This is a genomic window from Clostridium sp. YIM B02506 (assembly GCF_022324845.1).
Classification (GTDB): domain Bacteria; phylum Bacillota; class Clostridia; order Clostridiales; family Clostridiaceae; genus Clostridium_T; species Clostridium_T intestinale.
This window is the reverse complement of sequence record NZ_JAKGTG010000001.1, coordinates 182,255-206,663: the sequence shown is the minus strand read 5'-3', so window position 1 is coordinate 206,663 and position 24,409 is coordinate 182,255. Positions and strand designations below refer to the sequence as shown.

General features: G+C 31.5%; 23 protein-coding genes. 18 read left to right on the top strand and 5 right to left on the bottom strand.

The window, feature by feature from the left end; all coding sequences use genetic code 11:
- Window positions 1-40 precede the first annotated feature (40 nt).
- Entirely contained in the window at window positions 41-913 is an 873-nt protein-coding gene (locus tag L1S49_RS00905; RefSeq protein ID WP_238902168.1) for a PhzF family phenazine biosynthesis isomerase, read from the top strand.
- An 80-nt stretch (window positions 914-993) separates the two neighbouring features.
- Here L1S49_RS00905 and L1S49_RS00900 read toward each other — a convergent pair whose 3' ends face one another.
- Complete coding sequence (locus L1S49_RS00900) at window positions 994-1,584, bottom strand: TetR/AcrR family transcriptional regulator (RefSeq protein ID WP_238902167.1); 591 nt, start codon at window positions 1,582-1,584, stop codon at window positions 994-996.
- 110 nt (window positions 1,585-1,694) lie between these two features.
- Between L1S49_RS00900 and L1S49_RS00895 the strand changes: the two genes are divergently transcribed.
- The 12 genes from L1S49_RS00895 to L1S49_RS00840 all read left to right on the top strand — a co-directional run bounded on the left by L1S49_RS00895 (window position 1,695) and on the right by L1S49_RS00840 (window position 17,559).
- On the top strand, window positions 1,695-2,453 hold the full coding sequence (locus tag L1S49_RS00895; protein WP_238902166.1) for a hypothetical protein: 759 nt from the start codon (window positions 1,695-1,697) through the stop codon (window positions 2,451-2,453).
- A gap of 450 nt (window positions 2,454-2,903) precedes the next feature.
- Window positions 2,904-4,541, top strand: coding sequence for a peptide ABC transporter substrate-binding protein (locus L1S49_RS00890; protein WP_073019291.1), 1,638 nt, complete (start codon window positions 2,904-2,906; stop codon window positions 4,539-4,541).
- 120 nt (window positions 4,542-4,661) lie between these two features.
- Entirely contained in the window at window positions 4,662-5,603 is a 942-nt protein-coding gene (locus L1S49_RS00885; RefSeq protein WP_238902165.1) for an ABC transporter permease, read from the top strand.
- Window positions 5,596-6,642, top strand: coding sequence for an oligopeptide ABC transporter permease (gene opp3C, locus L1S49_RS00880; RefSeq protein ID WP_238902164.1), 1,047 nt, complete (start codon window positions 5,596-5,598; stop codon window positions 6,640-6,642). The genes L1S49_RS00885 and opp3C overlap by 8 nt, the downstream gene beginning before the upstream one ends.
- Before the next feature lie 13 nt (window positions 6,643-6,655).
- Window positions 6,656-7,735 carry an ABC transporter ATP-binding protein gene (locus L1S49_RS00875; RefSeq protein WP_238902163.1) on the top strand — a complete coding sequence of 360 codons (1,080 nt, stop codon included), beginning with the start codon at window positions 6,656-6,658 and terminating at the stop codon, window positions 7,733-7,735.
- Window positions 7,725-8,654: an ATP-binding cassette domain-containing protein gene (locus L1S49_RS00870; RefSeq protein WP_238902162.1), complete on the top strand. Its 930-nt coding sequence runs from the start codon at window positions 7,725-7,727 to the stop codon at window positions 8,652-8,654. Before L1S49_RS00875 ends, L1S49_RS00870 begins: the two co-directional genes overlap by 11 nt.
- A 224-nt stretch (window positions 8,655-8,878) precedes the next feature.
- Window positions 8,879-9,460 carry a DUF2271 domain-containing protein gene (locus L1S49_RS00865; RefSeq protein WP_238902161.1) on the top strand — a complete coding sequence of 194 codons (582 nt, stop codon included), beginning with the start codon at window positions 8,879-8,881 and terminating at the stop codon, window positions 9,458-9,460.
- Between the two features lie 265 nt (window positions 9,461-9,725).
- Window positions 9,726-11,141, top strand: coding sequence for an extracellular solute-binding protein (locus L1S49_RS00860; protein ID WP_238902160.1), 1,416 nt, complete (start codon window positions 9,726-9,728; stop codon window positions 11,139-11,141).
- A 91-nt stretch (window positions 11,142-11,232) separates the two neighbouring features.
- Window positions 11,233-12,168, top strand: coding sequence for a sugar ABC transporter permease (locus L1S49_RS00855; RefSeq protein WP_238902159.1), 936 nt, complete (start codon window positions 11,233-11,235; stop codon window positions 12,166-12,168).
- 15 nt (window positions 12,169-12,183) lie between these two features.
- Window positions 12,184-13,065 carry a carbohydrate ABC transporter permease gene (locus L1S49_RS00850; protein ID WP_238902158.1) on the top strand — a complete coding sequence of 294 codons (882 nt, stop codon included), beginning with the start codon at window positions 12,184-12,186 and terminating at the stop codon, window positions 13,063-13,065.
- Between the two features lie 8 nt (window positions 13,066-13,073).
- Window positions 13,074-15,386: a glycosyl hydrolase family 65 protein gene (locus tag L1S49_RS00845; protein WP_238902157.1), complete on the top strand. Its 2,313-nt coding sequence runs from the start codon at window positions 13,074-13,076 to the stop codon at window positions 15,384-15,386.
- Window positions 15,379-17,559, top strand: a complete 2,181-nt coding sequence (locus tag L1S49_RS00840; RefSeq protein WP_238902156.1) for a glycosyl hydrolase family 65 protein — start codon at window positions 15,379-15,381, stop codon at window positions 17,557-17,559. Before L1S49_RS00845 ends, L1S49_RS00840 begins: the two co-directional genes overlap by 8 nt.
- Window positions 17,560-17,581: 22 nt before the next feature.
- On the opposite strand, the gene L1S49_RS00835 is transcribed toward L1S49_RS00840, so the two are convergent.
- Window positions 17,582-18,595, bottom strand: coding sequence for a LacI family DNA-binding transcriptional regulator (locus L1S49_RS00835; protein ID WP_238902155.1), 1,014 nt, complete (start codon window positions 18,593-18,595; stop codon window positions 17,582-17,584).
- Window positions 18,596-18,697: 102 nt separating this feature from the next.
- Here L1S49_RS00835 and pgmB point away from each other — a divergent pair, with 102 nt between their 5' ends.
- Both pgmB and ugpC read left to right on the top strand, forming a co-directional pair.
- A complete protein-coding gene (gene pgmB / locus L1S49_RS00830) occupies window positions 18,698-19,345 on the top strand; it encodes a beta-phosphoglucomutase (protein WP_238902154.1) in 648 nt (215 codons plus the stop codon).
- Window positions 19,346-19,454: 109 nt separating this feature from the next.
- Entirely contained in the window at window positions 19,455-20,561 is a 1,107-nt protein-coding gene (gene ugpC, locus L1S49_RS00825) for a sn-glycerol-3-phosphate ABC transporter ATP-binding protein UgpC (protein WP_238902153.1), read from the top strand.
- Window positions 20,562-20,670: 109 nt separating this feature from the next.
- Here the strand turns inward: ugpC and L1S49_RS00820 are convergent, their stop codons facing one another.
- From L1S49_RS00820 to L1S49_RS00810, 3 genes are all read right to left on the bottom strand, one after another.
- Window positions 20,671-21,012, bottom strand: coding sequence for a helix-turn-helix domain-containing protein (locus L1S49_RS00820; protein WP_238902152.1), 342 nt, complete (start codon window positions 21,010-21,012; stop codon window positions 20,671-20,673).
- 120 nt (window positions 21,013-21,132) lie between these two features.
- Complete coding sequence (locus L1S49_RS00815) at window positions 21,133-21,345, bottom strand: DUF2922 domain-containing protein (RefSeq protein ID WP_238902151.1); 213 nt, start codon at window positions 21,343-21,345, stop codon at window positions 21,133-21,135.
- Window positions 21,346-21,383: 38 nt separating this feature from the next.
- Window positions 21,384-21,611, bottom strand: a complete 228-nt coding sequence (locus tag L1S49_RS00810; RefSeq protein WP_238902150.1) for a DUF1659 domain-containing protein — start codon at window positions 21,609-21,611, stop codon at window positions 21,384-21,386.
- A 337-nt stretch (window positions 21,612-21,948) separates the two neighbouring features.
- Here L1S49_RS00810 and L1S49_RS00805 point away from each other — a divergent pair, with 337 nt between their 5' ends.
- The 3 genes from L1S49_RS00805 (at window position 21,949) to L1S49_RS00795 (ending at window position 24,361) form a co-directional block, all read left to right on the top strand.
- On the top strand, window positions 21,949-22,377 hold the full coding sequence (locus tag L1S49_RS00805) for a hypothetical protein (protein ID WP_238902149.1): 429 nt from the start codon (window positions 21,949-21,951) through the stop codon (window positions 22,375-22,377).
- Window positions 22,378-22,480: 103 nt separating this feature from the next.
- Window positions 22,481-22,702 carry a DUF1659 domain-containing protein gene (locus L1S49_RS00800; RefSeq protein WP_073019330.1) on the top strand — a complete coding sequence of 74 codons (222 nt, stop codon included), beginning with the start codon at window positions 22,481-22,483 and terminating at the stop codon, window positions 22,700-22,702.
- Window positions 22,703-22,924: 222 nt separating this feature from the next.
- Window positions 22,925-24,361, top strand: a complete 1,437-nt coding sequence (locus L1S49_RS00795; protein ID WP_238902148.1) for a methyltransferase domain-containing protein — start codon at window positions 22,925-22,927, stop codon at window positions 24,359-24,361.
- Window positions 24,362-24,409 lie beyond the last annotated feature (48 nt).

Below are 24,409 nucleotides of genomic sequence, written 5' to 3'. Positions count from 1 at the left end.
TTTAGGACAGTTTATCAGTGTAGATGGGGGAGTAGAATTTATGAAAAAAGTAATAGTATATCATTATGATGCTTTTTGTAAGGAGCCAGGTAAAGGAAATCCAGCTGGCGTAGTTATAAGTCAAGGGAATCTCACAGAAGAAGAAATGCAGGAAGTTGCGTATAAGGTGGGATTTAATGAAACAGCATTTGTTATAAAATCACAAAAAGCGGACTTAGAAATTAGATATTTTACGCCAGGAAGCGAAATGAATCTCTGTGGGCATGCAACCGTTGCTACTTTATTTTGTATGAAAGAAAAAGGATTGCTTAAAGATACTGAATTGTTGACTATTGATACTAAAGCAGGAGTTCTTCCTATAAAAATAGAGAATTCAAATATAAGGATGACTCAAAGCCCGCCAAAATTTGAGGTATATACTGGATCCAAGGAATCTTTGGCAGATGCAGTAGGTATACAAGTCAAAGATATAGATGAAACTCTTCCTATAGTATATGGAAGTACAGGAATATGGACTCTATTAGTACCTGTAGTAGGTCTTAAAGCATTTTCTTGTATGAAGCCTAATAATAGTCTATTTCCTAAAATACTTAAACAAAAACCTAATGCATCAATACATCCTTTTTGTTTAGAGACAATTTATAAAGAAAGCCATATGCATGCTAGGCATTTTTCATCTCCGTATTCTGGAACCATAGAAGACCCTGTTACAGGTACAGCATCTGGAGTAATGGGAGCTTATTATTTAAAGTATATAAATCCAAATGTTAGTGAAGCAGAGTTGATTGTGGAACAAGGGCAAGAAATAGGCAGGGATGGAAAGGTGTTAGTCCATATAAAAGAGGAGGATAATATTAAGGTTGAAATTTCTGGGAGTGCTGTGTATGTAAATGAAATGACTATTGAGATATAGATTAATTCATTAACCAAGCGTTTTGTTTCTGCTACAATAAGATCTCTTTTGTCATTGTATGTAAAGAATTTACGTTTGTTTTAATCCATATTAACATTGATTCGAGCAGTTAATGATTCATTTAAGTGATCTATTGTTAATTTGTAAAGTTCATCTGGTGAAAGGTTTTTGTCATTTAAGACCCATGTTTCTAAGACACTGAAAATAATATTAGATCTAATATTTAACATATAGTCATAAAATATGTTCTCTTTATATTCTATATTTGATTTCTCTAGTAAGTTCTTAGTTGTCCTTAAAATATTATCAATTATTATTTCTTTTTTATTAGTTTCTAAAAGTTGTTCTAGTATTAGAGAGTCTAAATACCAAAATCTTAAAAAAGGTTTTAGTAAAGATAATGGATGTACTTTGTTAGTATTTTTATTAGATTTATAGTTAGCATATAGATATTCACTTAATTTAATAAATTTCTGATCTAGTTCATAACGTAATATATCATCTAAAGAATCATAGTTTCTATAAAAAGTTGCACGACTAACTTGAGATCTTTCTATAATTTCAGTAATTTTAATATCTTCATACTTCTTTTCTTCTAATAACGAACTTAGAGCATTATATATAAATTTTGAGGTTTGTATTGAACGCTTGTCATTCTTGATATGATACATTTTATCCACTCCTGTTTCATAAAAATCAACTATATTTACATGGACAAAAGTATATCATATAATTTTTTATGAAACAAATGTATCTTAAAAAAGAAGGGAGAAGTTTTAAAATGATTAAGAAGAAAACTATTATAATATTAGCTACAATAGTTACGGTTCTAATTGGAGTTGTATTATACCTATTTGGAGGTAATACTGATGAACTTGCAAAACATATCCCCGCAGTAGAAAAAACTCAATTTGTTGAGCATCCAAAGGATTGGAGAAACTTAAGGTATGGAGAAATTATACCTGTTTATAGAAAAGGAGCAAAGTTATATATTGAGGTATATAATTCAATTGATTCAAATGAATTGCCACAAGAATTATGGGAAAAAATTGATGCCGAAAAGTTAGCTAAGGAATATGGTGCTATGAAGGTATTACTTAATGGACCAAGGAATTGGGTAGTTAATACAATAGATGCAAAAGGGAATACGAAAAATGGAAAAGTAGCCGATTTTGGTGGAATACAAATGACACAAAGAGCAACTCTAGAAAAAACTATATTTGAAAAAGGTTTAGGTGAGTCATCATATACTGAGAACACAGTTAAAAGAGATACTGTGTATACTTACTTTAAGGGAAATATGGTATATGAGTTAATATCGCCTAAGGGAGAAAGATATAGAATGCAATCATATTCTCAAAATATAGATAAAAACTTAAAAATTGATGATTTAGAAAATCTAGGTGATGTACTGGAACTACCAGAAGGATGGAAGTATGAAGCAAAAATATTAGAAGAAGAGTCTAAATTAGAAAGTAATGGTGAAGCAATAGTAATAAACGATAACTTACAAAACGCGTATCAAAAAATTACTGATTAGACATCTTATGTAGAGAAACAATTGATATAAAAGATTGATTTATTTACAGAAATGCTGAAAATTAACTTTTAACATATTAATATTCAAAAATGTATATTATAAATAATATAGCAATATGCAGTTATAACGTTTATTAAAAATATGATGTTATAACTGCATTTTTATTATTTTGATAAAATTTATTATTTTGATAAATTTAGTGATTAGGAAATTTTAAGTAAATAAATTTAAAATTTCCACAAAAATACTATAACTAATAAACCCCCAATTTGCAAATCGTTAAGAAAATTATAAAATTTATATAAAAATATTATAAAAATGAACAATAGGTTAATAGATACACTTATTGACAAGGAGAAAATTGAATATATAATAATAAATAAGACGATGGAGTTTTGCAATGACAGGCAGGTTCTATCTTTTTTTTTAAGAAGTTTTAGGGGGGATACAATGAAAAATATTAAAAAGATATTGTCTCTGGTAGCTACACTAACAATATCAGTTAGTTTAATAGCTTGTGGTGGAAAAAGTACAAGCACACCAGACGCAGCAGGATCAGGAAAAACATTAAAGGTACATCTTGATGTTGAAGTTGCATCAATGGACCCACAAATCGCAACAGATGGTACTTCTTTTGAAGTAATGGCCGCAGTTACAGAAGGATTATATTCTGTAGACGAAGCTGGATCACCTATTTTGGCAATGGCTGATAAGGTTGATAAAAGTGAAGATGGGTTAAAATATACTTTCACATTAAAGGATGCTAAATGGACTAACGGAACTGCAGTTACTGCAAAGGATTTCGTTTTTGCTTGGAAGCGTCTAGTTGATCCTAAAACAGCTAGTGAATATGCATTTATAGCTGGTATAGCAGGAATCAAAAATGCTGATGATATTTCAACAGGTAAAAAAGGGTTAGATGAATTAGGAGTAACAGCTAAGGATGATAAAACTCTAGTAGTAGAATTATCACATCCAGTTCCATTCTTCGAATCATTATTGTCATTCCCTTCATTTTTACCAGTTAATGAAGAATTCTTTAAAAAGAGCGGAGATAAATTCGCTACATCACCAGATACTATTTTAAGCAATGGTCCATACAAAATTACTGCTTATGAACCAGCTGCAACAACAATAGAATTAAAGAAAAATGAAGATTATTGGGATGCTAGCAAGGTTAAATTAGCTGGTATACAATATCAAGTAATCAAAGAAGCTCAACAAACTATGCTTGCATATCAAAATGGAGATTTAGATGTTGCAACACTTGCTGGAGAACAAGTAGAACAATTTAAAGCTGATAAAGAATTCCACAACATTATGGCAGGATACCTATGGTATATTTCTCCTAACCAAAAGGTTGCTGGATTAGAAAATGAAAATCTTCGTAAAGCTCTTGCATTATCTTATGATAAAAAAGCTGTTGTTGATAACATATTAAAAGATGGTTCTATAGTAGCAGACTTTGCAGTACCAAGCTTACTTGCAACAGGTCCAGATGGAAAAGACTATCGTGAAACAGCAAGCACTTATCTAAAAACTGATAAAGCTAAAGCTGTAGAATTCTATAACAAAGCTAAACAAGAATTAGGTAAAGATAAATTTGAATATAAGATGGTAGTTGAAGATACTGAATCAGCTCAAAATGTAGCTCAATTCATTCAATCAGAAATACAAACAAATCTTCCAGGAGTTACTGTTAAGTTAGAAGTAATGCCTAAGAAGAACAGAGTTGAGAGAATGCAAGAAGGAACATTTGAACTTGGATTAACTCGTTGGGGACCAGACTATGCAGATCCAATGACATACTTAGATATGTGGACTACAGGAAGCCCTAACAACTATGGTTTCTGGTCAAACACAGATTACGATAAAATAATAAAATCTGCTCAAGACGGAGATCTTGCTTTAGATCTTGATAAGAGATGGGAAGAATTAAAGAAAGCAGAAAAGATAGTAATGGATCAAGCAGTTATTTTCCCTGTTTACCAAAAGGGTAATGCTGTTATGATTAAAGATGGCGTATCAGGTATTGAATTCCATTCTGTTGGTATCAATAGAATCTTCAAGAATGTCGATAAGAAATAGTAAGTTATGTTCATTAATAAGATATTACAGTGGTTATTTTATAACCACTGTAATATTGCTTAAAAGAAGCTTTAGCAGACAGATTAGCTACTTAAGTATTCCGAGAAGGAGGAATTCAACGTGAAAAAATACTTGCTCAAAAGAATAGTAGTTTCATTACTCACTTTATTAGCAATTTTATTAATATTATTTTTAATGTTAGAACTTATGCCTGGTTCACCATTTAATGATGAAAAATTAACTGTAGATCAAGTGGCTTTATTAAATGCAAAATATGGATTAGATCAACCGGTATTTATAAGATTTTTTAATTATGTGAAAAATATGCTCACAGGAGACTTTGGAGTTTCCTACACAATTTCGAAAAATACACCAATATCTCAATTGCTTTCAATGCGTTTGCCTATATCTCTTAGACTTGGAGGACAGGCTGTTTTGCTTGGAGCATTAATAGGATTGGTTTTAGGTATAATAGCTGCTTTAAAGCACAATACAATATGGGACACATTAACTACTGTAATTTCAGTTTTAGGTGTTAGTTTACCTTCTTATGTATTTGCCCTTGCTTTATCATATTCATTAGGATATAAATGGACAATATTCCCGCTGCTTTATTCAGCAGATTCACCATTTAAATCAGCGGTATTACCAACTATAGCCCTATGTATGTTTACCATAGCTACAATAGCTAGATTTACTAGAACAGAAATGCTAGAAGTGCTTGGAACTGACTATATGTTACTTGCAGAAAGTAAAGGTGTAAATGGGATAGCATTAATATTTAGACACCAGCTTAGAAATGCACTTATTCCAATAGTAACTGTACTTGCGCCTTTAGTTGTAGGATTAATGACAGGAAGCTTGGTTATAGAAAAAATCTTTTCAATACCAGGTATAGGAAGTTTATTAGTTACTGCAATACAAGCAAATGATTATAACGTAGTAGTTGCTTTAGCCTTTATCTATAGCGCTATGTATATTGGAATTATGCTTATTGTAGATATTTTATATGGAGTTATAGATCCAAGAATAAGATTAGCAAAGGAGGACGGTCATGAGTAAACTAAATGAAAATCTAGAATTTCTACCTAATGATTTTGAATTAGTTGGGGAAGAAAATATATCTCATATCGATAAGAGTTATGCTAGTCAGCCTTACTTTAAAGATGTATTAAATCGCTTTGTTAAAAATAAGGGAGCAGTAATAGGATTAGTTTTTATAATACTAATAACATTAATGGCTGTAATCGGAGTAAGTCTTAATGGGCATACATATGAGTCACAGATAATTTCACAGCAAAATTTAGCGCCTAGAGTTCCAGGACTTGAGAGTTTAGGTGTTTTTGATGGTAGTGAAACCATGAATACATCTGGTGGACAGGTAGAAACAAATAAATATTTAGAAAATAATGAACTTAAAGATGTTTACTATTGGTTTGGTTCAGATGTTCTAGGAAGAGATATATTTACTAGAACTTGGATGGGAACCAGAATTTCATTATATATAGCTTTAATAGCAGTTTTAATAGATATGTTATTTGGATTAAGCTATGGACTTATATCAGGATATTTTGGAGGTGCCGTTGATAATGCTATGCAACGTTTTGCAGAAATATTAAACGGTATACCAAACTTAGTTATAGTTACTCTTTTAATTATTGTATTAAAGCCGGGACTTGCTACAATCACCTTCTCACTTATGATAACTGGGTGGATAGGTATGAGTAGAATTGCAAGAGCCCAGATGTTAAAACTTAAAGAGCAGGAATTTGTACTTGCCTCAAGAACCTTAGGAGCAAAAGACTTCTTTATTATATTTAAAGAAATACTACCTAATATTTTAGGAGCAATAATTACAAACACAATGTTCTCAATACCAAATGCAATATTTACAGAGGCATTTTTGGCCTTTATTGGTTTAGGAGTACCACCTCCAATGGCTTCCCTTGGATCATTAATAAGTGATTCGTTTAAGTCTTTTACAACCCATCCATATATGATAATGCCTCCAGTTATAGTACTAGCTATATTAATGCTTAGCTTTAATATGCTTGCAGATGGTATACGTGATGCATTTGACCCTAAAATGAAAGAATCATAAGGAGGATGAAGAAATGGAAAAAGAAAAAATATTATCAATTAGAGACTTGTCAATATCCTTTAAAACATCCTCAGGAAAAGTTAGTGCTATTCGTGGTGTTGAATTAGACCTTTATAAAGGTGAAACCTTAGCAATAGTAGGGGAAAGTGGTAGCGGAAAATCTGTAACTATGAAGGCTGCTATGGGTATACTCAGCAGTAATGGGCAAGTAGAATCAGGAGAAATTAACTTCTCTTATTATAAAGATAAAGACAAAGTTAATGTAGATATACTAAAACTTTCAAAAAAAGAAATGAGAACAACAATAAATGGAACTCGTATAGCTATGGTGTTCCAAGATCCAATGACTTCTTTAAATCCGACTATGACAATAGGTGCTCAGATTATGGAAGGTATGATATGGCATTATAAAACCCCTAAAGAAGAAGCGAAAAAAAGAGCCATAGAACTTCTAGAACTTGTTGGAATAGTTGATGCAGAAAAACGTTTGAAAAACTATCCTCACCAATTATCAGGAGGAATGAGGCAAAGAGTAGTTATAGCCATAGCTCTTGCATGTAACCCAGATTTATTAATCTGCGATGAACCTACAACAGCATTAGATGTTACTATTCAAGCAAAGATAATAGAACTTATAAAAGATATTCAAAAGAAGATGAATATATCAGTTATTTATATAACTCATGACCTAGGAGTTGTAGCAAAAGTTGCAGACTATGTTGCTGTAATGTATGCAGGAAAAATAGTTGAAAAAGGAAAGATAGATGAAATATTCTATGATCCAAGACACCCATACACTTGGGGCTTGTTATCAGCTATGCCTGACTTAGACACAAAAGATGATAAGTTATATACAATACCAGGAACCCCTCCTAATTTAGCTGAAGAAGTAAAAGGAGATGCTTTTGCACCAAGAAATATCTATGCATTAAACATTGATAACAGATTAGAACCTCCAATGTTTAAAATATCAGACACCCACTATGCTTCAACATGGCTTTTACATGAAAAAGCACCAAAGGTTGAAATGCCTTCTGAACTTAAAGCAAGAATAGACAGAATGTTAAGGGAGGCGAAACTAGATGGAAAATAAAAAGCCTTTATTAGAAGTAAAAGAACTTAAGCAGCATTTTAAGATAAGCAGAAAATACACAGTAAAAGCTGTTAATGGAGTAGATTTTGAAATATTTCCAGGGGAAACCTATGGATTAGTTGGGGAATCTGGAAGCGGAAAATCAACCATAGGACGTTCAATAATTCGTCTATATGACCCAACATCAGGGAAGATAAACTTTGATGGGGTTGATATATCAGGAAAATTATCTGAAAAGGAAAAAAAGCATTTAAGAATCAATATGCAGATGATATTCCAAGATCCAATGGCATCTTTAAATCCACGTAAAAAGGTATTAGATATAATAGCTCAAGGCTTAGACGTTCATAAACTTTATAAAACCAAAGAAGAGAGAGAAGAAAAAGTTTATAAAATATTAGAAAAAGTAGGCCTATCAAAAGAGCATGCAAATAGATATCCTCACCAATTTTCAGGAGGACAAAGACAACGTATAGGGATAGCAAGAGCTCTTATAATGAACCCAAAACTTATAATAGCAGATGAAGCTATAAGTGCATTAGATGTGTCTATACAAGCTCAGGTAGTAAATCTAATGAAAGATATACAAGAGGAAACAAATACAGCTATCTTATTTATAGCCCACGATTTATCCATGGTAAAATATATATCAGATAGAATAGGGGTTCTTCATTTAGGATATCTTCTAGAAACAGGAACAAAGGATGAAATTTTCACAAACCCAATTCATCCTTATACAAAATCACTACTGTCAGCAATACCACATCCAAACCCTATTGTTGAGAGAACAAGAATATCAGAAAGCTATGATTACAAAACAAGTGGAATAAGTTACGAACAAGGAAAACAAAAACATGTAAGTGGAAGTCATTATGTATTAGCTACAGATGAAGAATATAAAACTTGGTCAACTAAATAGTGAAAATCCTCCAGATTATCTTTCTGGGGGATTTTTTTGCACAAACCAACAAAAACTTTTTTGATATGAGTTCAATTAGTTTGTCAGTAGCAGTAGTTTCTTTTATAATTGGATTATTAGTAAAACGCTCTTTAGGAATAGATATATAAGAATTGAAAGTATATATATCTAGATTTAGGTTTAATATATTAAGGTGATTAATTAAAACATAAGGGGGAATAAGTATGACCTTTAGAAAAATATTAACAGTGCAGCTTATAATTTGTATGTCACTTGTTTTTGTTGCATGTGGTAATAAAGAATCTTCAAAAAAACTAGAAAGAAATACTCCAAATACTTTAGAAATATCATTTCCATATGTAAGACAAAGTGGAAGCTCAAACAACCAATTTGCTGTATGGATAGAAAGTGATTCTGGAGAATACATAAAAACCTTATCCGTAACTAAATATACAGCAACAAAAGGATATAAGGTTCAGGAAAATGCAATTCCTACATGGGTTAAAAAATCAAACATCTCTAAAAAGAAGACAAAGGAAATTGATGCAGTTACAGAAGCAACACCTAAGTCAGGAGATATGGTTTATATATGGGATCTTAAGGATAAAGATGGCGCAGAAATACCAAAAGGAAGCTATAAATTTGTTGTGGAAGGAACCACAAGTTTAACTAGCAGAATAATTTATAGTGGAAAGATAGAAATAGGTGGAGAAGAAGCAACTGTAAAAGCAGAACCTCAATATGTAGGAAATGAAGCAAAAGAAAGTGATATGATAGGTGAGGTTGTAGCAAAATATAATCCATAATATAAAAATATAGAAGTAAGTAAAAGGATCTTATATGAAGATGTGTAGCATATAGGGTTCTTTTTTATATAATGTTTTTTTATGCAAATAAAACTTGTAAATATTTCTATAAATAATATTGACAATAAAAAATGTAAATGATATCATTAGTTTAACGTTAAATCTTAACAACTTACTATCATTAATCTTAAAGAAAATGTTTCAAAATATTTAGTTTAACGTTAAATCAATCAACATATAAGAAAGATGAGGAAGGGGAAAGTTTATGAACAGATTTAAAAAACTCTCTAGCATAGTGCTTACTACAGTACTAGCAATGTCAGTATTATCGGGGTGTGGACAAACTGGCAATACTGCAAACACTTCAGACAGAAAGGTTAAATTAAAACTTGGAATATGGCCTGAAGCTACAATGACAAGTGAAATTACATTACATGAAGGTTACAAGGCTAAATTAGAAGATAAAGATAAGGATGTTGAAGTTGTTCCATCATACTACAAATACACTACAGAGACATTTGTACCTATGGCTGAAGCTGGAAACTTACCAACCATATTTGAAACATGGTATACTGAACCTCAAAAACTTATTAAGGGTGGATATGTTGCTGATATAACAGATATATTGAAAAAGCGTGGATGGGATGAAGCAATAAATCCATCAATTAAGAAACTTTTATCAGATGGAAATGGAAGAATATATGGTATTCCACGTGATGGATATGCATTAGGGGTTATGGCTAATGTTAAATTATTTAAAGACGCCGGACTAGTTGATGCAGATGGACGTCCAATAATTCCTAAAACATGGGATGAATTAGCTAAAACAGCTCAAACTATTAAACAAAAGACTGGTAGTGCTGGACTATGTCTTTTAGCTAAAGATGCAGCTGGTGGTTGGCATTTTTCTAATATAGCTTGGGCATTTGGAGCTACTTTAACTACACAAGAAGCTGATGGTAAATATAAATCTCACGTTGATAGTAAAGAAGCTATAGAAGCAATGAACTATGTTAAAGATTTGAAATGGAAATATGATGTTTTAACTGCAGATCCTACAAATGAAGACTGGGGAACAGGTTTCTCTAACTTAGGAACTGGAGCTGCTGCTATGTATATAGCTGCAAATGATGCTGTTGAGCAACCTACTGAAAATAATGGACTTCCTGCAGAAGATTTAGCTATATTTGCTATGCCAGCAGGACCTAATGGAGCTCAATATTCATTATCTGGTGGAACTCCATATATGTTCTCAAAGGATGCTACTGAAGCTGAAATCAATGCGGCTTTAGATTATCTTGAGCTTATGGGTAAGGCACCAGTTGCAACAGAAGATTCAATAGCAGGTATGGAAGCTGATGCTAAGAGAAAAGTAGAAACAGGAATTCCTGTAATTAAGAGATTCCCTGCTTGGGTTAATAAGGAAGTACTTGATGCTGAAGCAAAAGTATTAAAAGATAACAAAAATGTTGATGATAAATTATATGCTTCATATTTTGATGCTATAGACAAGCAAGGAAACCTTCGCGTAGAAGAACCAGGATCAGCTCAAGATTTATACTCAGAACTTACAAAAGTTATACAAGCAGTTATCACTGACAAAAATGCTGATGTTACTGCTTTAATGAAACAAGCTAATGTTAATTACCAAAAGATTTTAGATGAAAAAGTAAATAAATAAAAATAGTTATTTTATATGTCTAGTTATCCAAATAGGTTTTCTTTATAAGACAACCTATTTGGATTCTTAAAAATCTTAGGGAGTGGGAAGAATGCGAAAAGTTGAGACGAATGATTTACAAATCTGTGCAACTCCAGAAATTACAGTAAAGAAGAAAAAGGTTTTAAAAAGAAAAGATTTAATAGGGTGGGCTATTATGTTGCCAACACTTATTTTATTTTCTTTTTTCATATGGGAGCCTTTATTAGAAAATATTAAACTTTCACTATATCAAGCAAATGGAATTAGACTGGTTAAATTTGTAGGATTAGATAATTACTTTACCGTATTTGCTCATCCTGATTTTTGGGCAGCACTTAAAAATACTTTTAGTTACATTGGTTGGTCGTTGGTTATAGGTTTTTTTGCACCTATATTAGCGGCTATTCTTATAAGTGAGACTATTCACTTCAAAGGATTATTTAGAGTAGGAATTTATTTTCCTAATATAATGCCAGGGCTTGCCACAGTGATAATGTGGGGATTTTTATTTAAACCTGGTGGAACAGGAACTTTAAATATTTTGCTTGGAAAAATAGGAGTAGATTCTCAGCTATGGTTAACTAATCCCGGTTGGACAATTCCTCTTATTGTTATGAGTATGACGTGGAAAAGTGCAGGAGCTACAGCCTTAATCTATTTAGCTGGTATAAGCAGTATTAATCCTGAACTATATGAAGCTGCAACCATAGATGGAGCTTCAGTACTACAAAGAATAAGATATATAACATTACCGAAGTTGTTTTCACTTGGTAAGACAATGTTCATTCTTCAAATAATAGCAGTCTTTCAAATTTTATATGAGCCAATGGTTATGACTAATGGGGGTCCTAATAATGCTAGTATTTCAATTATGCAATTAGTATATAATTTTGCATTTAAGGATTATAATTTCCCAGTAGCGGCAGCTTTATCAGTTATTGTATGTATAATACTTGCGGTATTAAGTGTACTTTACTTTAAGTTAACCTCAAATAAAGAAGGGTAGGAGGAGAGTTATAAGATGTTTTTTAATAAGTATAAAGAAAAATCAGATGGAGCAATTCGTTATTATGATATAAAATCATTAAAAACAAAAATACTTTCTATAACAATTTTTATACTGTGTTTATTAATACTTATAGTATGCTTATTTCCTTCTGTATGGGTGTTTTTAGCTAGCTTTAAGGATATTAGTGAATTTAGAAAAGATGCGACTATATTACCTTCAACTTTTAATTTTCAAAAGTATGTTGATACTTGGAATAACTTAAAATTTGTTAGATATTATATAAATTCAACTATAGTAGTAATTGGGGGAACCTTGTGTTCAGTAACCTTTAATGGTCTTTTAGCTTATGTGTTAGCTATAATCAAGCCTAAAGGGCACAAAATAATATTAGGATTAGTTATGTGGAGTTTATTAATTCCAGCTACAACAAGCATAGTAGCATTATTTGTTAATATTAACAAAGTTGGTTTAAATGGATCTTTTCTACCTCTATGGTTGGTATTTGGAGCTAATGCATTTTATGTAATACTGTTTAAAAACTTTTTTGAAGGGTTGCCTAAAGAGTTAATAGAAGCAGCTAAATTAGATGGATGTGGAGAACTTCAAATATTTTTAAGAGTAATATTACCTTTATCTAGACCTATAGTAATGGTTGTTGTTATTTTTACAGTTACTGCAGCTTGGTCAGATTTCTTATTACCTTATCTAGTACTTAATGGTACTCAAAAAGAGACAATCATGGTTAAGTTATTTGCATATCACTCCTCTAATAAAGTTAATGCAGTAGATATGTTAAGAGCAGTAGCCTTTTCGATTATTCCACCAATTATTCTATTTACAATATTCCAAAAACAAATTACAGATGGTGCCACAGCAGGTGCAGTAAAGGAGTAGAATTAAATATGGCAAAAATAGCGGATAAATACTATGTTACAGACTCGTGGAAAATCATTGAAGAAGGATTTAATAAAGATTATTCAGAGGTTTCTGAATCTATATACTCTCTGGGAAATGAGTACATGGGAGTGAGAGGTTATTTTGAAGAAGGGTATACTGGAAATAGCCTGCTTGGAAGTTATTTTAATGGAGTGTATGAATCACAAGAAGTTACAGGTTCCTCATATAAAGGAATAATAAAAGATAGTGAGTTTATGGTTAATTCAGTAGATTGGCTATATACACGTATAATTCTTGACAATGAAGTTTTAGATTTAAATAAAAGTAGTTTTAGAGATTTTAGAAGAGAACTTGATTTAAAGGCAGGGCTTTTAACTCGTTCATTTATATGGGAAGTAAATGGAGGAAAAGAAGTAAAGTTAGAATTTGAACGTTTTTTATCAATGAAAGATGCTAATTTGGCAGGGCAGAGAATAAATATTACGCCTATAAATTTTAATGGAGATATAACAATCATATCAGGTTTAGATTTTACAAATATTCATCACATGGCAGGTAAAAACCTATGGAAATGTAGTGAAAATAGTGGTGGAGATAGGTGGCTAAGTATACTTGGTACTACAATAAATACAAAGCAAAATGTTTTTTCTACTTGTGCTTTTGATTGTATATATGAAAAAGAAGAAGATATTAGTGAGGAAAAGAAAATATTAAAAAGCTTTAAAATCAGCTTAAAAGATGGTGAAAAAGCTACCTTTACTAAAGTTATTAGCAATCTAGTAAATAAGAATGATAAAGATTCACTTGATGAATTTATATCTAAATGTAAAGAAGAAAAGAAAAATATCACATCAATTAAATATGATGAGATTAAAAATATAAGTATAGAGTGGTGGAAAAAAGTCTGGCTTGAATCAGATATTGTTATAGATGGAGATGAGTTAAATCAACAGGGCGTAAGATTTTGTATATTCCAAATGCACCAAACTTATCATGGAGCAGATCAAAGTAATGTAATTGGAGCAAAAGGATTAACGGGAGAAGCATATAACGGCAACTCTTTTTGGGATACTGAAGCATATTGTTTACCTTTCTACATCTTTAACAACCTAGAAGCAGCCAAACAATTATTAAGATTTAGATTAATTACATTACCAGAGGCTAAGGCAAGAGCAAAGCAGTTAGATTGTGAAGGTGCATTTTTTCCGATAGCAACTATAAGTGGAAGAGAATGTTGTAACCTATGGCAGCATGCAAGTCTACAGCTTCAACCATCAACAGCAGTTGCATATGGGATATGGCATTATGAGAATATAACTAAAGATGAAGAATTCGTATTTGAAACAGGTGCACCACTTCTTATAGAAATAAGCAGAATGCTTGCTACAAGGGGTGATTGGAGTGCAGATAAATCAAGATATGGATATTATGGGGTAATGGGACCAGATGAGTTTCAGATGATGGTAAACAATAATTGTTATACAAATTATATGGGTAAAACTACACTTGAGTATACCCTAGATGTTTTAAAGAGATTAGAAAGTAAAAATAAAGATTTATATGATAATATCCTGGGAAAGTTAAACGTTAAACAAGAAGAATTAGAAAATTGGTGCTTAATAGGGGAGAAAATGTTCATTCCCTATAATAAAGAAACAAAGCTTTTTGAGCAGCATGAAGGATTTTTCAATTTACCTCATATAGATGTAGACAAGATTCCCGTAGAAGATTTTCCATTATATCATAACTGGACTTACGATAGAATTTACCGTAACGACATGATTAAGCAGCCTGATGTTCTTATGTTTATGCTTTTATATAACAGCAGATTTACAGAGGAGGAACTTAGAGCTAACTACGAATACTATGAGCCAAGATGTATTCATGAAAGTTCACTTTCACCATCAGTACACTCAATATTAGCAGCACAATTAAAGAAGCATAGAGAGGTTTATGATTTTTTTGGATTTGCAACTAGAATGGATTTAGATAACTACAATCGTAATACACATGAAGGTTTACATACAACCTCTATAGCAGCAGCTTGGATGAATATTCTATATGGGTTTGGAGGAATGCGTTCAGATAAAGCGGTACTAAGTTTTAAACCTTCTATTCCTAAAGAATGGAATGGATATTCTTTTAGACTATGCTATAAGGATGATGTAATAGTAGTGGAAGTTAATAAAGAAAATGCAGCATTTTATACTTTAAATGGTACAGAAATTCAAATTGAAGTGTATGAAGAAATCATAACTTTAAGTGAAGAAAAAAGGGGAATAAATATTCCAAGCGAATGGAGAGGGGAAAATGATTAGTTGGTTGATAGAAGAGAATTCGTATAACAAGGATAAAATATCAGCAAACGGCAATAAATTTCTTATAGGAAATGGATATCTTGGGATAAGAGGTACTCTTCCAGAGTATGAAAAGGAGCAGTTTGTAGCTATAAATTTATCTGGAATTTATGATCAGGTAGGAGATGCTTGGAGAGAACCATTAAATGCGCCAAATGCTCTTTTCACCTATGTTGAATTTGATGGACAAGAGTACCGTTTGCCGAATGTGGAGCCTTCTACTAATACACTAGCATTAGATTATAGATATGGTTTATTTAAATCTAAAACTAGTTTTGATACAGATAAAGGAACTTTGAGCATTGAGGTGGAAAGATTTGCATCAATGGTTAACAAGCATTGCATTCTTATGAAATATAGCGTTACTTCAGATTATGATGGAGAGTTAAATATATATACAGGAATAGATGGAGAGGTGTGGGATATTAATGGACCTCACTATGATGAGATTAGGTACTCAATACAAGAGGATGTATTAATTTCCAACGCCTTAACTCATGAAAATAAAGATAGGGTTTGTGTCAGTGAAAAAATTAAGTGCAATTTTGAGGCAAAAAAAGAGAAAGTTGAGAAGGATAATAAGCTTCTTAGAAAGATAAGTATAGATGCAAAAAAGGGATTTACTTACGAAATATATAAGTTTATTACTGTATATACCAGTAAAGATTGTAAGAATCCAATAGAAGAATCGGTAGCACTTGTAAGAAATATATGGGACAAGGGTTATTTTGAATTATTAGAAGAACATAAAAGGGAATGGGATAAAATCTGGTATACCTCAGAAATTATCATAGATGGTGATGATAAGGCGGAAGAGGGGATTAATTATTCCATATATCATCTACATTCTATAGCACCTAGACATTCTAAAAGTTTATCAATTCCAGCAAGAGGATTATCAGGACAAACTTATAAGGGGGCTATATTTTGGGATACAGAGATGTTTATGCTGGACTTCTTCTTAAACACTGAACCAGAGGTAGCAAAAACCTTACTTAAATACAGAATAGATACATTAGAAGGCGCTATGAAAAAGGCAAGTTCTTACGGATATAAGGGAGCCTTTTATGCATGGGAAAGCCAAGAAAATGGATATGATGCATGTTCAGATTACAATGTAACAGATGTATTTACAGGACGTCCAATGAGGACATATTTTAAAGATAAGCAGATTCACATTTCTTCAGCTATTGTTTATGGAATTATGAAGTATATCAATAGAACTGGAGATTATGATTTAATCACAGAAGGTGGATATAAAGTAATAATTGAATGTGCAAATTTCTATCATGATTTATTGCTTACTAAAGTGGGCTCAGAAGTATATGAACTTAGAGATGTAATAGGACCAGATGAGTATCATGAAAGAGTTAATAATAATGCTTATACTAACAAAATGGCTAAGTTCACCTTTGAAAGTTCCTTAGATGTAATAAAAATGATAAAGAAAAATAAGTGGAAGCTTGAGGAAGAATATTCATTAGAAGAACTAGAATCAAAGTTTGCGGATGCAAGCTGTAAGATATATATACCTAAACCTGAGGATAAAACATCTATAATTCCACAATTTGATGGGTATGAAAGTTTGGAAGATATAGAGATAAATAAGTTAAAAGAGAGATTATTAAATGACAAGGAATACTGGGGTGGAGCATATGGAATTGCCTCAGATACAAAGGTTATAAAGCAAGCAGATGTAATAACCATGCTTAATTTATTTCATAAAGAGTACTCAGAAGAAGTAATGCTTAAGAACTGGCAATATTATGAGCCTAGAACAGAACATGGATCATCCTTAAGTGCTTGCATGTATGCTTTAGTAGCCTGTAAGTGTGGAATTCCTGATAGAGCATATCCATTTTTCTTAAAGTCAGCGCTTCCTGATATTCTTGGAGGAGGTAAACAGTGGGCAGGACTTATATATATAGGGGGAACTCACCCAGCTTCATCTGGAGGAGCTTATATGACAGTTGTAGAAGGCTTTGGAGGTATATATTTTGAAGATGGTGTAGTTAAGGCAAGACCTTGTATGCCAGAAGGTTGGAAGAGTTTAAATTTTAAAATATCCTATTTAAACAAACTATATCAAGTAAATATAGAAAATAATAAAGCTGATATAAAACAAATTCAGTAGAGGAAGCTCCCTCTACTGAATTCTAAGATATAGACATTACACTATCACGTTCAACAACTCTAACTGGGAGAATTGTTTCCTTTTGGTGGATAGGTTTATTTTCAAGTTTATCTATTATGTAATTAACAGAAAGCTTGCCTTTTAAATGAGCATCTTGATGAATAGTAGTTAAGGCAGGGGATATTAAGTTACATAGATTAATATCATCAAACCCTATTATAGAAATATCATCAGGAACTTTTTTACCAGCTTGTTTAAGACCTGTTATAATACCAGCAGCTAATATATCAGCTGTAGAAAATATAGCAGTAAAGTCATCTCGCTTAGCTAGAGATTTGCCTAAAGCAATTGCTGTTGGAGTATCAAGTTCCTGTTCAAACACAAGATCCTTATTAAATTCTATGTTAGCCTCTGAAAGAGCTTTTTTATAACCATCAAAACGTTCTGATACAACACCTTTGTATTTTATAAATGGGGATGCAAATGCAATGCTTCTATGACCATGATCGATAAGGTACTTAGTAGCAAGATAACCTCCATTAAAATCTTCAAGGCTTACATTACAGATATTCGGATTTGAAACATAACTATCTATTAAAACAACGGGAATATTTAATTTAGTTAAAACACTATAAAAATCGTCTTCATAAATTCCTGTAAGAATTAACCCGTCCACATTCCAGTTTCTAAGAAAAAAGTTCAAATCTTGACTTGTTTCTACGGTACGGAGCATTAGATAATACCCATTTTCACGCAAGGTAGATTCTATGGCACCTATGAATATAGAATGAAATGGATCCTCCATAAAATTCTTATCACGAGTAGTTACTATGTGATTTATAACACCTATAACCTTTGATGAGTTAGAAACTAAAGATCGAGCTGACATGTTTGGAACATAATTTAAGTCCTCGATAGCTTTATTAATTTTAATAATGGTTTCTGCTGAAACACGACCAGGTTTTCCATGAATTACATTAGAAACTGTTGTACAACTTACGCCAACGGTTTTGGCAATATCTTTGATTGTTGCCATGTTTATACGTCACCTCCTTGGGAAGTTTAAGGTTAAACCTTTGGTATATTTTATCATTAAAACAGGAAATTGTATAGTAAAAAATCAGAAGGAGATAGCAGAATGATTAAAGGAGTAATTTTCGATCTTGATGGAGTATTAGTTTCAACAGATAAGATGCATTTTTATGCATGGAAGAAATTAGCCCACAAATTAGGAATCACTAATTACACAGAAGAAGATAATAAAAGACAAAAGGGAGTAAGCAGAATGGAATCCTTAGAGGTAGTACTGTCAAAGGGGACAACCATCTATTCTCGTGAAGATAAATTAAAGTTTGCTGAAGAAAAAAATAAGTACTATGTTGAATTATTAGAGAGCCTTGATTCTCAGGCAGTTTTAATAGATGTTATAGAGACTTTAGAAATGCTTAAAGATAGGGGTGTATTAATAGGAATAGGTTCTGCAAGTAAAAATACACCTCTTATTTTAGAAAAAACAGGATTAAATAAATATATAGATGAAGTAAGCTGTGGATTAGATGTTACTAAGTCAAAGCCAGACCCAGAGGTTTTTATAGTAGCCGCTAAAAAGTTAAACCTAAAAAATGAAGAATGTTTGGTAGTAGAAGATTCTAAATCTGGAATAGTGGCAGCGAGAGCATGTCATATGAGATCATTAGGAGTAGGACCAGAGCATAAACAGTTAGGTGCAGATTATAATTCATTAACCATGCAAAGCAATGTAGATTGGGATGAACTTCTTAGTTAAGCTATATTACAAGGAGGAGTTATTTTCTAGTTTGATGATATAAATCTACAATGATATAGTTAAATTAGTATGTCAGATGAGAGGAAAAAATATTGAGGGGGAATAAGACATGTCAAGTTTATCATTAAAACACATTTATAAAAGATATTCAAAGGATGTAACAGCAGTAAAGGATTTTAATTTAGAGATAGAAGATAAAGAATTCATAGTATTTGTAGGTCCTTCTGGATGTGGAAAATCTACTACTTTAAGAATGGTTGCAGGACTTGAAGAAATATCAGAGGGAGAGCTATACATAGATGGTCAATTAGTTAATGACTTAGCTCCCAAGGATAGAGATGTAGCAATGGTATTCCAAAACTATGCATTGTATCCTCATATGACAGTTTACGATAATATAGCTTTTGGGTTGAAATTAAGAAAAATACCAAAAGATGAAATAAATAAAAAAGTTAGAGATGCAGCAAAGATACTTGATATAGAGCACTTATTAGATAGAAAACCTAAAGCACTTTCTGGGGGACAAAGGCAGAGAGTAGCCATGGGAAGAGCTATGGTTAGAGAGGCTAAGGTATTTTTACTCGATGAACCTCTATCAAACCTAGATGCTAAATTAAGAAACCAGATGAGAATAGAAATAGCTAAATTACATCAGAATCTTCAAACTACATTTATATATGTAACCCATGACCAAGTTGAGGCTATGACTTTAGGAAGTAAAATAGTAGTTATGAAGGATGGAATAATTCAACAAGTAGATACTCCAACTGAAATATATAATCATCCTGCAAATATGTTCGTCGCTGGATTTATAGGAAGTCCTCAAATGAATTTCTTATATGGAGATGTAAAAGAAGAAAATGAAAATATTATAGTTGAAGTATTTGGGCAAAAAGTTGCTCTAGATAAGGACAAGGCTAATAAAATCAAAGCTTCTAATTATATCGAAAAGCAAGCCATATTGGGAATAAGGCCTGAAGATATAAAAATTGTAACTGAACAAGAGGGTAATAGAAGTTATATTGTAAATGGGATAATAGAAGTAGTAGAAAACTTAGGAGCAGAAGTCTTGCTTCACATAAAAGCAAATGATAGGGCATTTACAATAAAAACAGCTAAACATCAAGGAGAAGTTATAGGGGATAATATAAAATTTGCAATAGATTTAGATAAAGTTCACTTATTTAACGAAGAAAATCAAGATACTATATTCTAATTTAATGTTTTAAAAATAATCTGTGTATAAGTTGAGATGAATACCCCTCTAACTATTCATTATATAAGGTGCACAGATTATTTTTTATTAAATTTATCAATCAATTTTCTTAATTGCAGCTGTTCTTCAGTTCAGGATAATATTCAATAGACCAGTCTTCCATTTGTTTAAGTATCTTAGTAAGAGCCACACCTTTAGGAGTAAGATGATACACAACCTTAGGAGGAACCTCAGGATATACCACTTTGGCTATTAACTCGTCATTTTCTAATTCCTTAAGTTTTTCATTTAATACCTTTTGGCTTACGCCTTTAACCTTACGTTGAAGCTCTAAAAATCTTATAGGCTCATTATATAGATGACATAAAATTAATGCCTTCCATTTTCCTCTAACAAGATCCATTGCAAAATCCAATAAACACACATAGCTTTTATCTTTATATTCAATCATTTATAATACCTCTATTAAATTTATATAATAAATTAATAATAACAAACTTTCTTCTTATTATAAAGAAGTCATATAAATCTATATAAAAAGCTCAGCAAAAATTTGCTGAGCTAAAATTAATTAAAGCAATTTTGCTTCATCCTTTTTAACGACTTTCGCGTTATTGATGGCAACTAATGCTCCGTTTTTAGTATCGAAATAGTTTTTAGCTATAATAAGATTCATTAAAGCCTCTGTTTGAGCAGAGGTTATATCCTCTTTTACTCCGGAAATAGACATAGAAGCCTTTCCACCATTAGAAGTTATAAAGCTCATAACTAATGTTTGTGTCATTTTAAATTCCTCCTTTCAGCTTAATGCTTTGAATATTGTTAATCCACATTAACTATTTGTGATATTTCGGTTAATAAATACTCAGCAGTGTTATTTGCTAAAATGCCCTTAATAGCCTCTGCAAGAGTATAAAGATCTTCAACACTACAATCAGCTCTTAAGCCGGAGAAACCTAGGTTTCTATAAATCGCCTTACCTGCATCATTAAAGCCATTTTCGACCTTAATGGTAATTTTAGAGGTATCTAAAATCTTTTGAATAGCCAAATTCATCACCTCCTCTCAAAAAAGCATTACGAGATAATATATTCAAATTAGACATGAAATGGCATTGTTTTATTCATAAAAGAGACAAAAAAAGAGTTCCTTCTCAAGCCTCATTAGATTCATTATATTAATAAAAAGTTAAACACCTTATTGCTGTAGGAGATTCCGCAGGAATGCTCCATTAAATTCATTTTGATTAATAATTATGTTTAATAAAAAGTTAAATGCTTAAAAAGTTAAACATTTAAACATTTAAACATTTAAAAAGTTAAAAAGCTGATTAGAAGTGTTCAAATTTTCTTTTTATTGAATATTATTTTATTAAGAGGTGATGATTATGGTCAAAAAGGAAAATTTATCAGAAAAAGAAATAGTGGATATCACAAAAGAACAAGAGGAAGAAACCACTGAATATATAGGTATTAAAGAAGATGAAGAGATTGATGGTGAAGTAGTTAAGGTGCTTATAAGTTCATCATATGAAAATAAAGTTTCTAATACTATTGATGATAAAAATTTAATAAATAAATCAGAAGAGAAAAAAGACTTAATAAAAAGAAAGGGGAAACGTAAAACTCCAGAAGTTGATGGAGAAGGATATGATGTTAGGAGAACTTATCAATTAAGAAAATCTACAGTAGGAATGTTAAACAAACTTATTGGAATGAATCAAAATATAGATATACACATGAATACTATAGTTGATAATGCTATAAGAGAAGCTTATTTTCGAGCTTTATTGAAAGAAAAGAATAAATCTTTATAAAAAAAGATCAATATTTGTCGTTCAAAAATAGGCTCTTATGCATATATATAATATGTATTTGATTTTAACAAGTGCAATTATATAAGGAATAAGGAGCAATAATATGATAGAGTCAATTTTAGTTGAAAATGTATTAGTTATCGAGTATAAAGCAGGACTTAATAAGGAAGGAAAGGATATATTTAAGAAAACTCAAATTAATGTAAATAACACTGATATTACTGATGAAGAGTTATTTGAGCTTGGGCATGCAATAGGGGAGCTTTTAGATACACCTATATACAATATATCTAAAGGAGTGAAGTATTCACTTATAGATTTATAAAGAGGAAAAGGTAAGTATATATTTAATTGTAACTATATTAACGAATATTATTATTGGACTAATTAAGTGAAAATTATTATATAAAATGATTTTCGCTAATATTAGTCTAATTTTTTTGAAACAAAGTTTCCTTGACAAACGAATAATATGTATGCCATACTAACAATATAAATTGATGCTATTTAAAAGAGGGTATCCACTGACAAAGGAGATGTTTTATTTATGTATAAGATTGAAAATAGTCCTAAACGTTATTATGAAATAATACACAACTACCAAGAGGGACAGTTACTCTTTGCGGCAATACGGTTAAATATTTTTTCTTATCTAGATACACCACAAACCGCAGAAGATATTGCAAAGGCAATAAAATGTGATAAAAATCAAATTGAATTCATGCTTTTATCACTGATTTCCTGTGGATTGGTTAATAAACAAGGAGACTTTTATATAAATACACCAGAAACAAAAGATTTCTTATCTAGAAATAGCCAAGTTTTTTTAGGTGATACTCTATTATTTAGAGAGAAAATGACATCTCTTGCAGAACTTGAAGAAAAGGTAAAGACTGCTCAAACTGTTAGTAGGAATGGTTACGATTTTTCGGAGCTTGCACGTTTAAGTATTCCAGAAATGTATACTGGAAGAGTACAGGCGTTTATTGATGAAATCATGAAGTTATATCCAAATAGTAATGAGCCTCTAAACATTCTGGATCTTGGGGGTGGAGCAGGAATTTTGGATATTGAGTTTGTTAAACAGTTTCCAAATAGTAAAGCTACGATTATAGAAACACAGGCTGTTTCTGAAGTCACAAAGGAAATTGTGAGACAACATAAAGTTCAGGAAAATATCAAAGTGGTATCAGGAAACTTTAATTCTGATCCTTTGGGAGGACCTTATGACTTTATTATTGCCTCAGGTATCTTAAATTTTGTAGAGGGTGATATGTCTATATTTTTGCAAAAAGTATCTGATGCTTTAAAGGATGGTGGATATCTTTTTATCGTAGGGAGTTATGAGGATAAAAAAGGTAATGTTCCCACTAATATGTTGAGCTGGTTATCAGGTTTTTTGGAAGGGATTCCTTTGCCACCTAGTAAAGAGGAGATTGAAAATGCACTCCAAAAAGCTGGTCTTACTGTAGCAGATAAGATAAAAGTATCTATGTTTGAAGGGCTTATTTATCAAAAGGGTAGCAGTAATTCTTCAGTGGATGCTAGAGGGGTTATTGATTCATTTATTGAGCTGACAGAGAGAATTGCAAATGGTAAAACAAATGTGCTTGATTTTGGAAGTGAGGATATGAAATTTTACCGTGGAGAAATTCATATGATTAAAACAATAGGGGATTATCCAGGTATCCATAGTGCTGAACTTGCACGGAAATATGGAATAACCAGACCTGTGGTTCATAAGACTTTACAAAAATTGAGTGAACGTGGTCTGATTACTAAAGAAGATGATCCAGAAGATAAAAAACGCTATTTGATTTATTTGACTGAAAAAGGGAAGATTGCCTATGATGCTCATGAAGAATACCATGATAAATATGATAAAGCTCTTTTTGATTTTCTGGATAATACCCCTAGTGATAAATTAGAATCTATTAAAGGTTTTTTAGAGCATGCAATAAGTTTAATTCAAAATCACTCATAAGTGATTGCTTATCAAGGGTATTCCTATAATAGTTTTATAGTAAAGGGA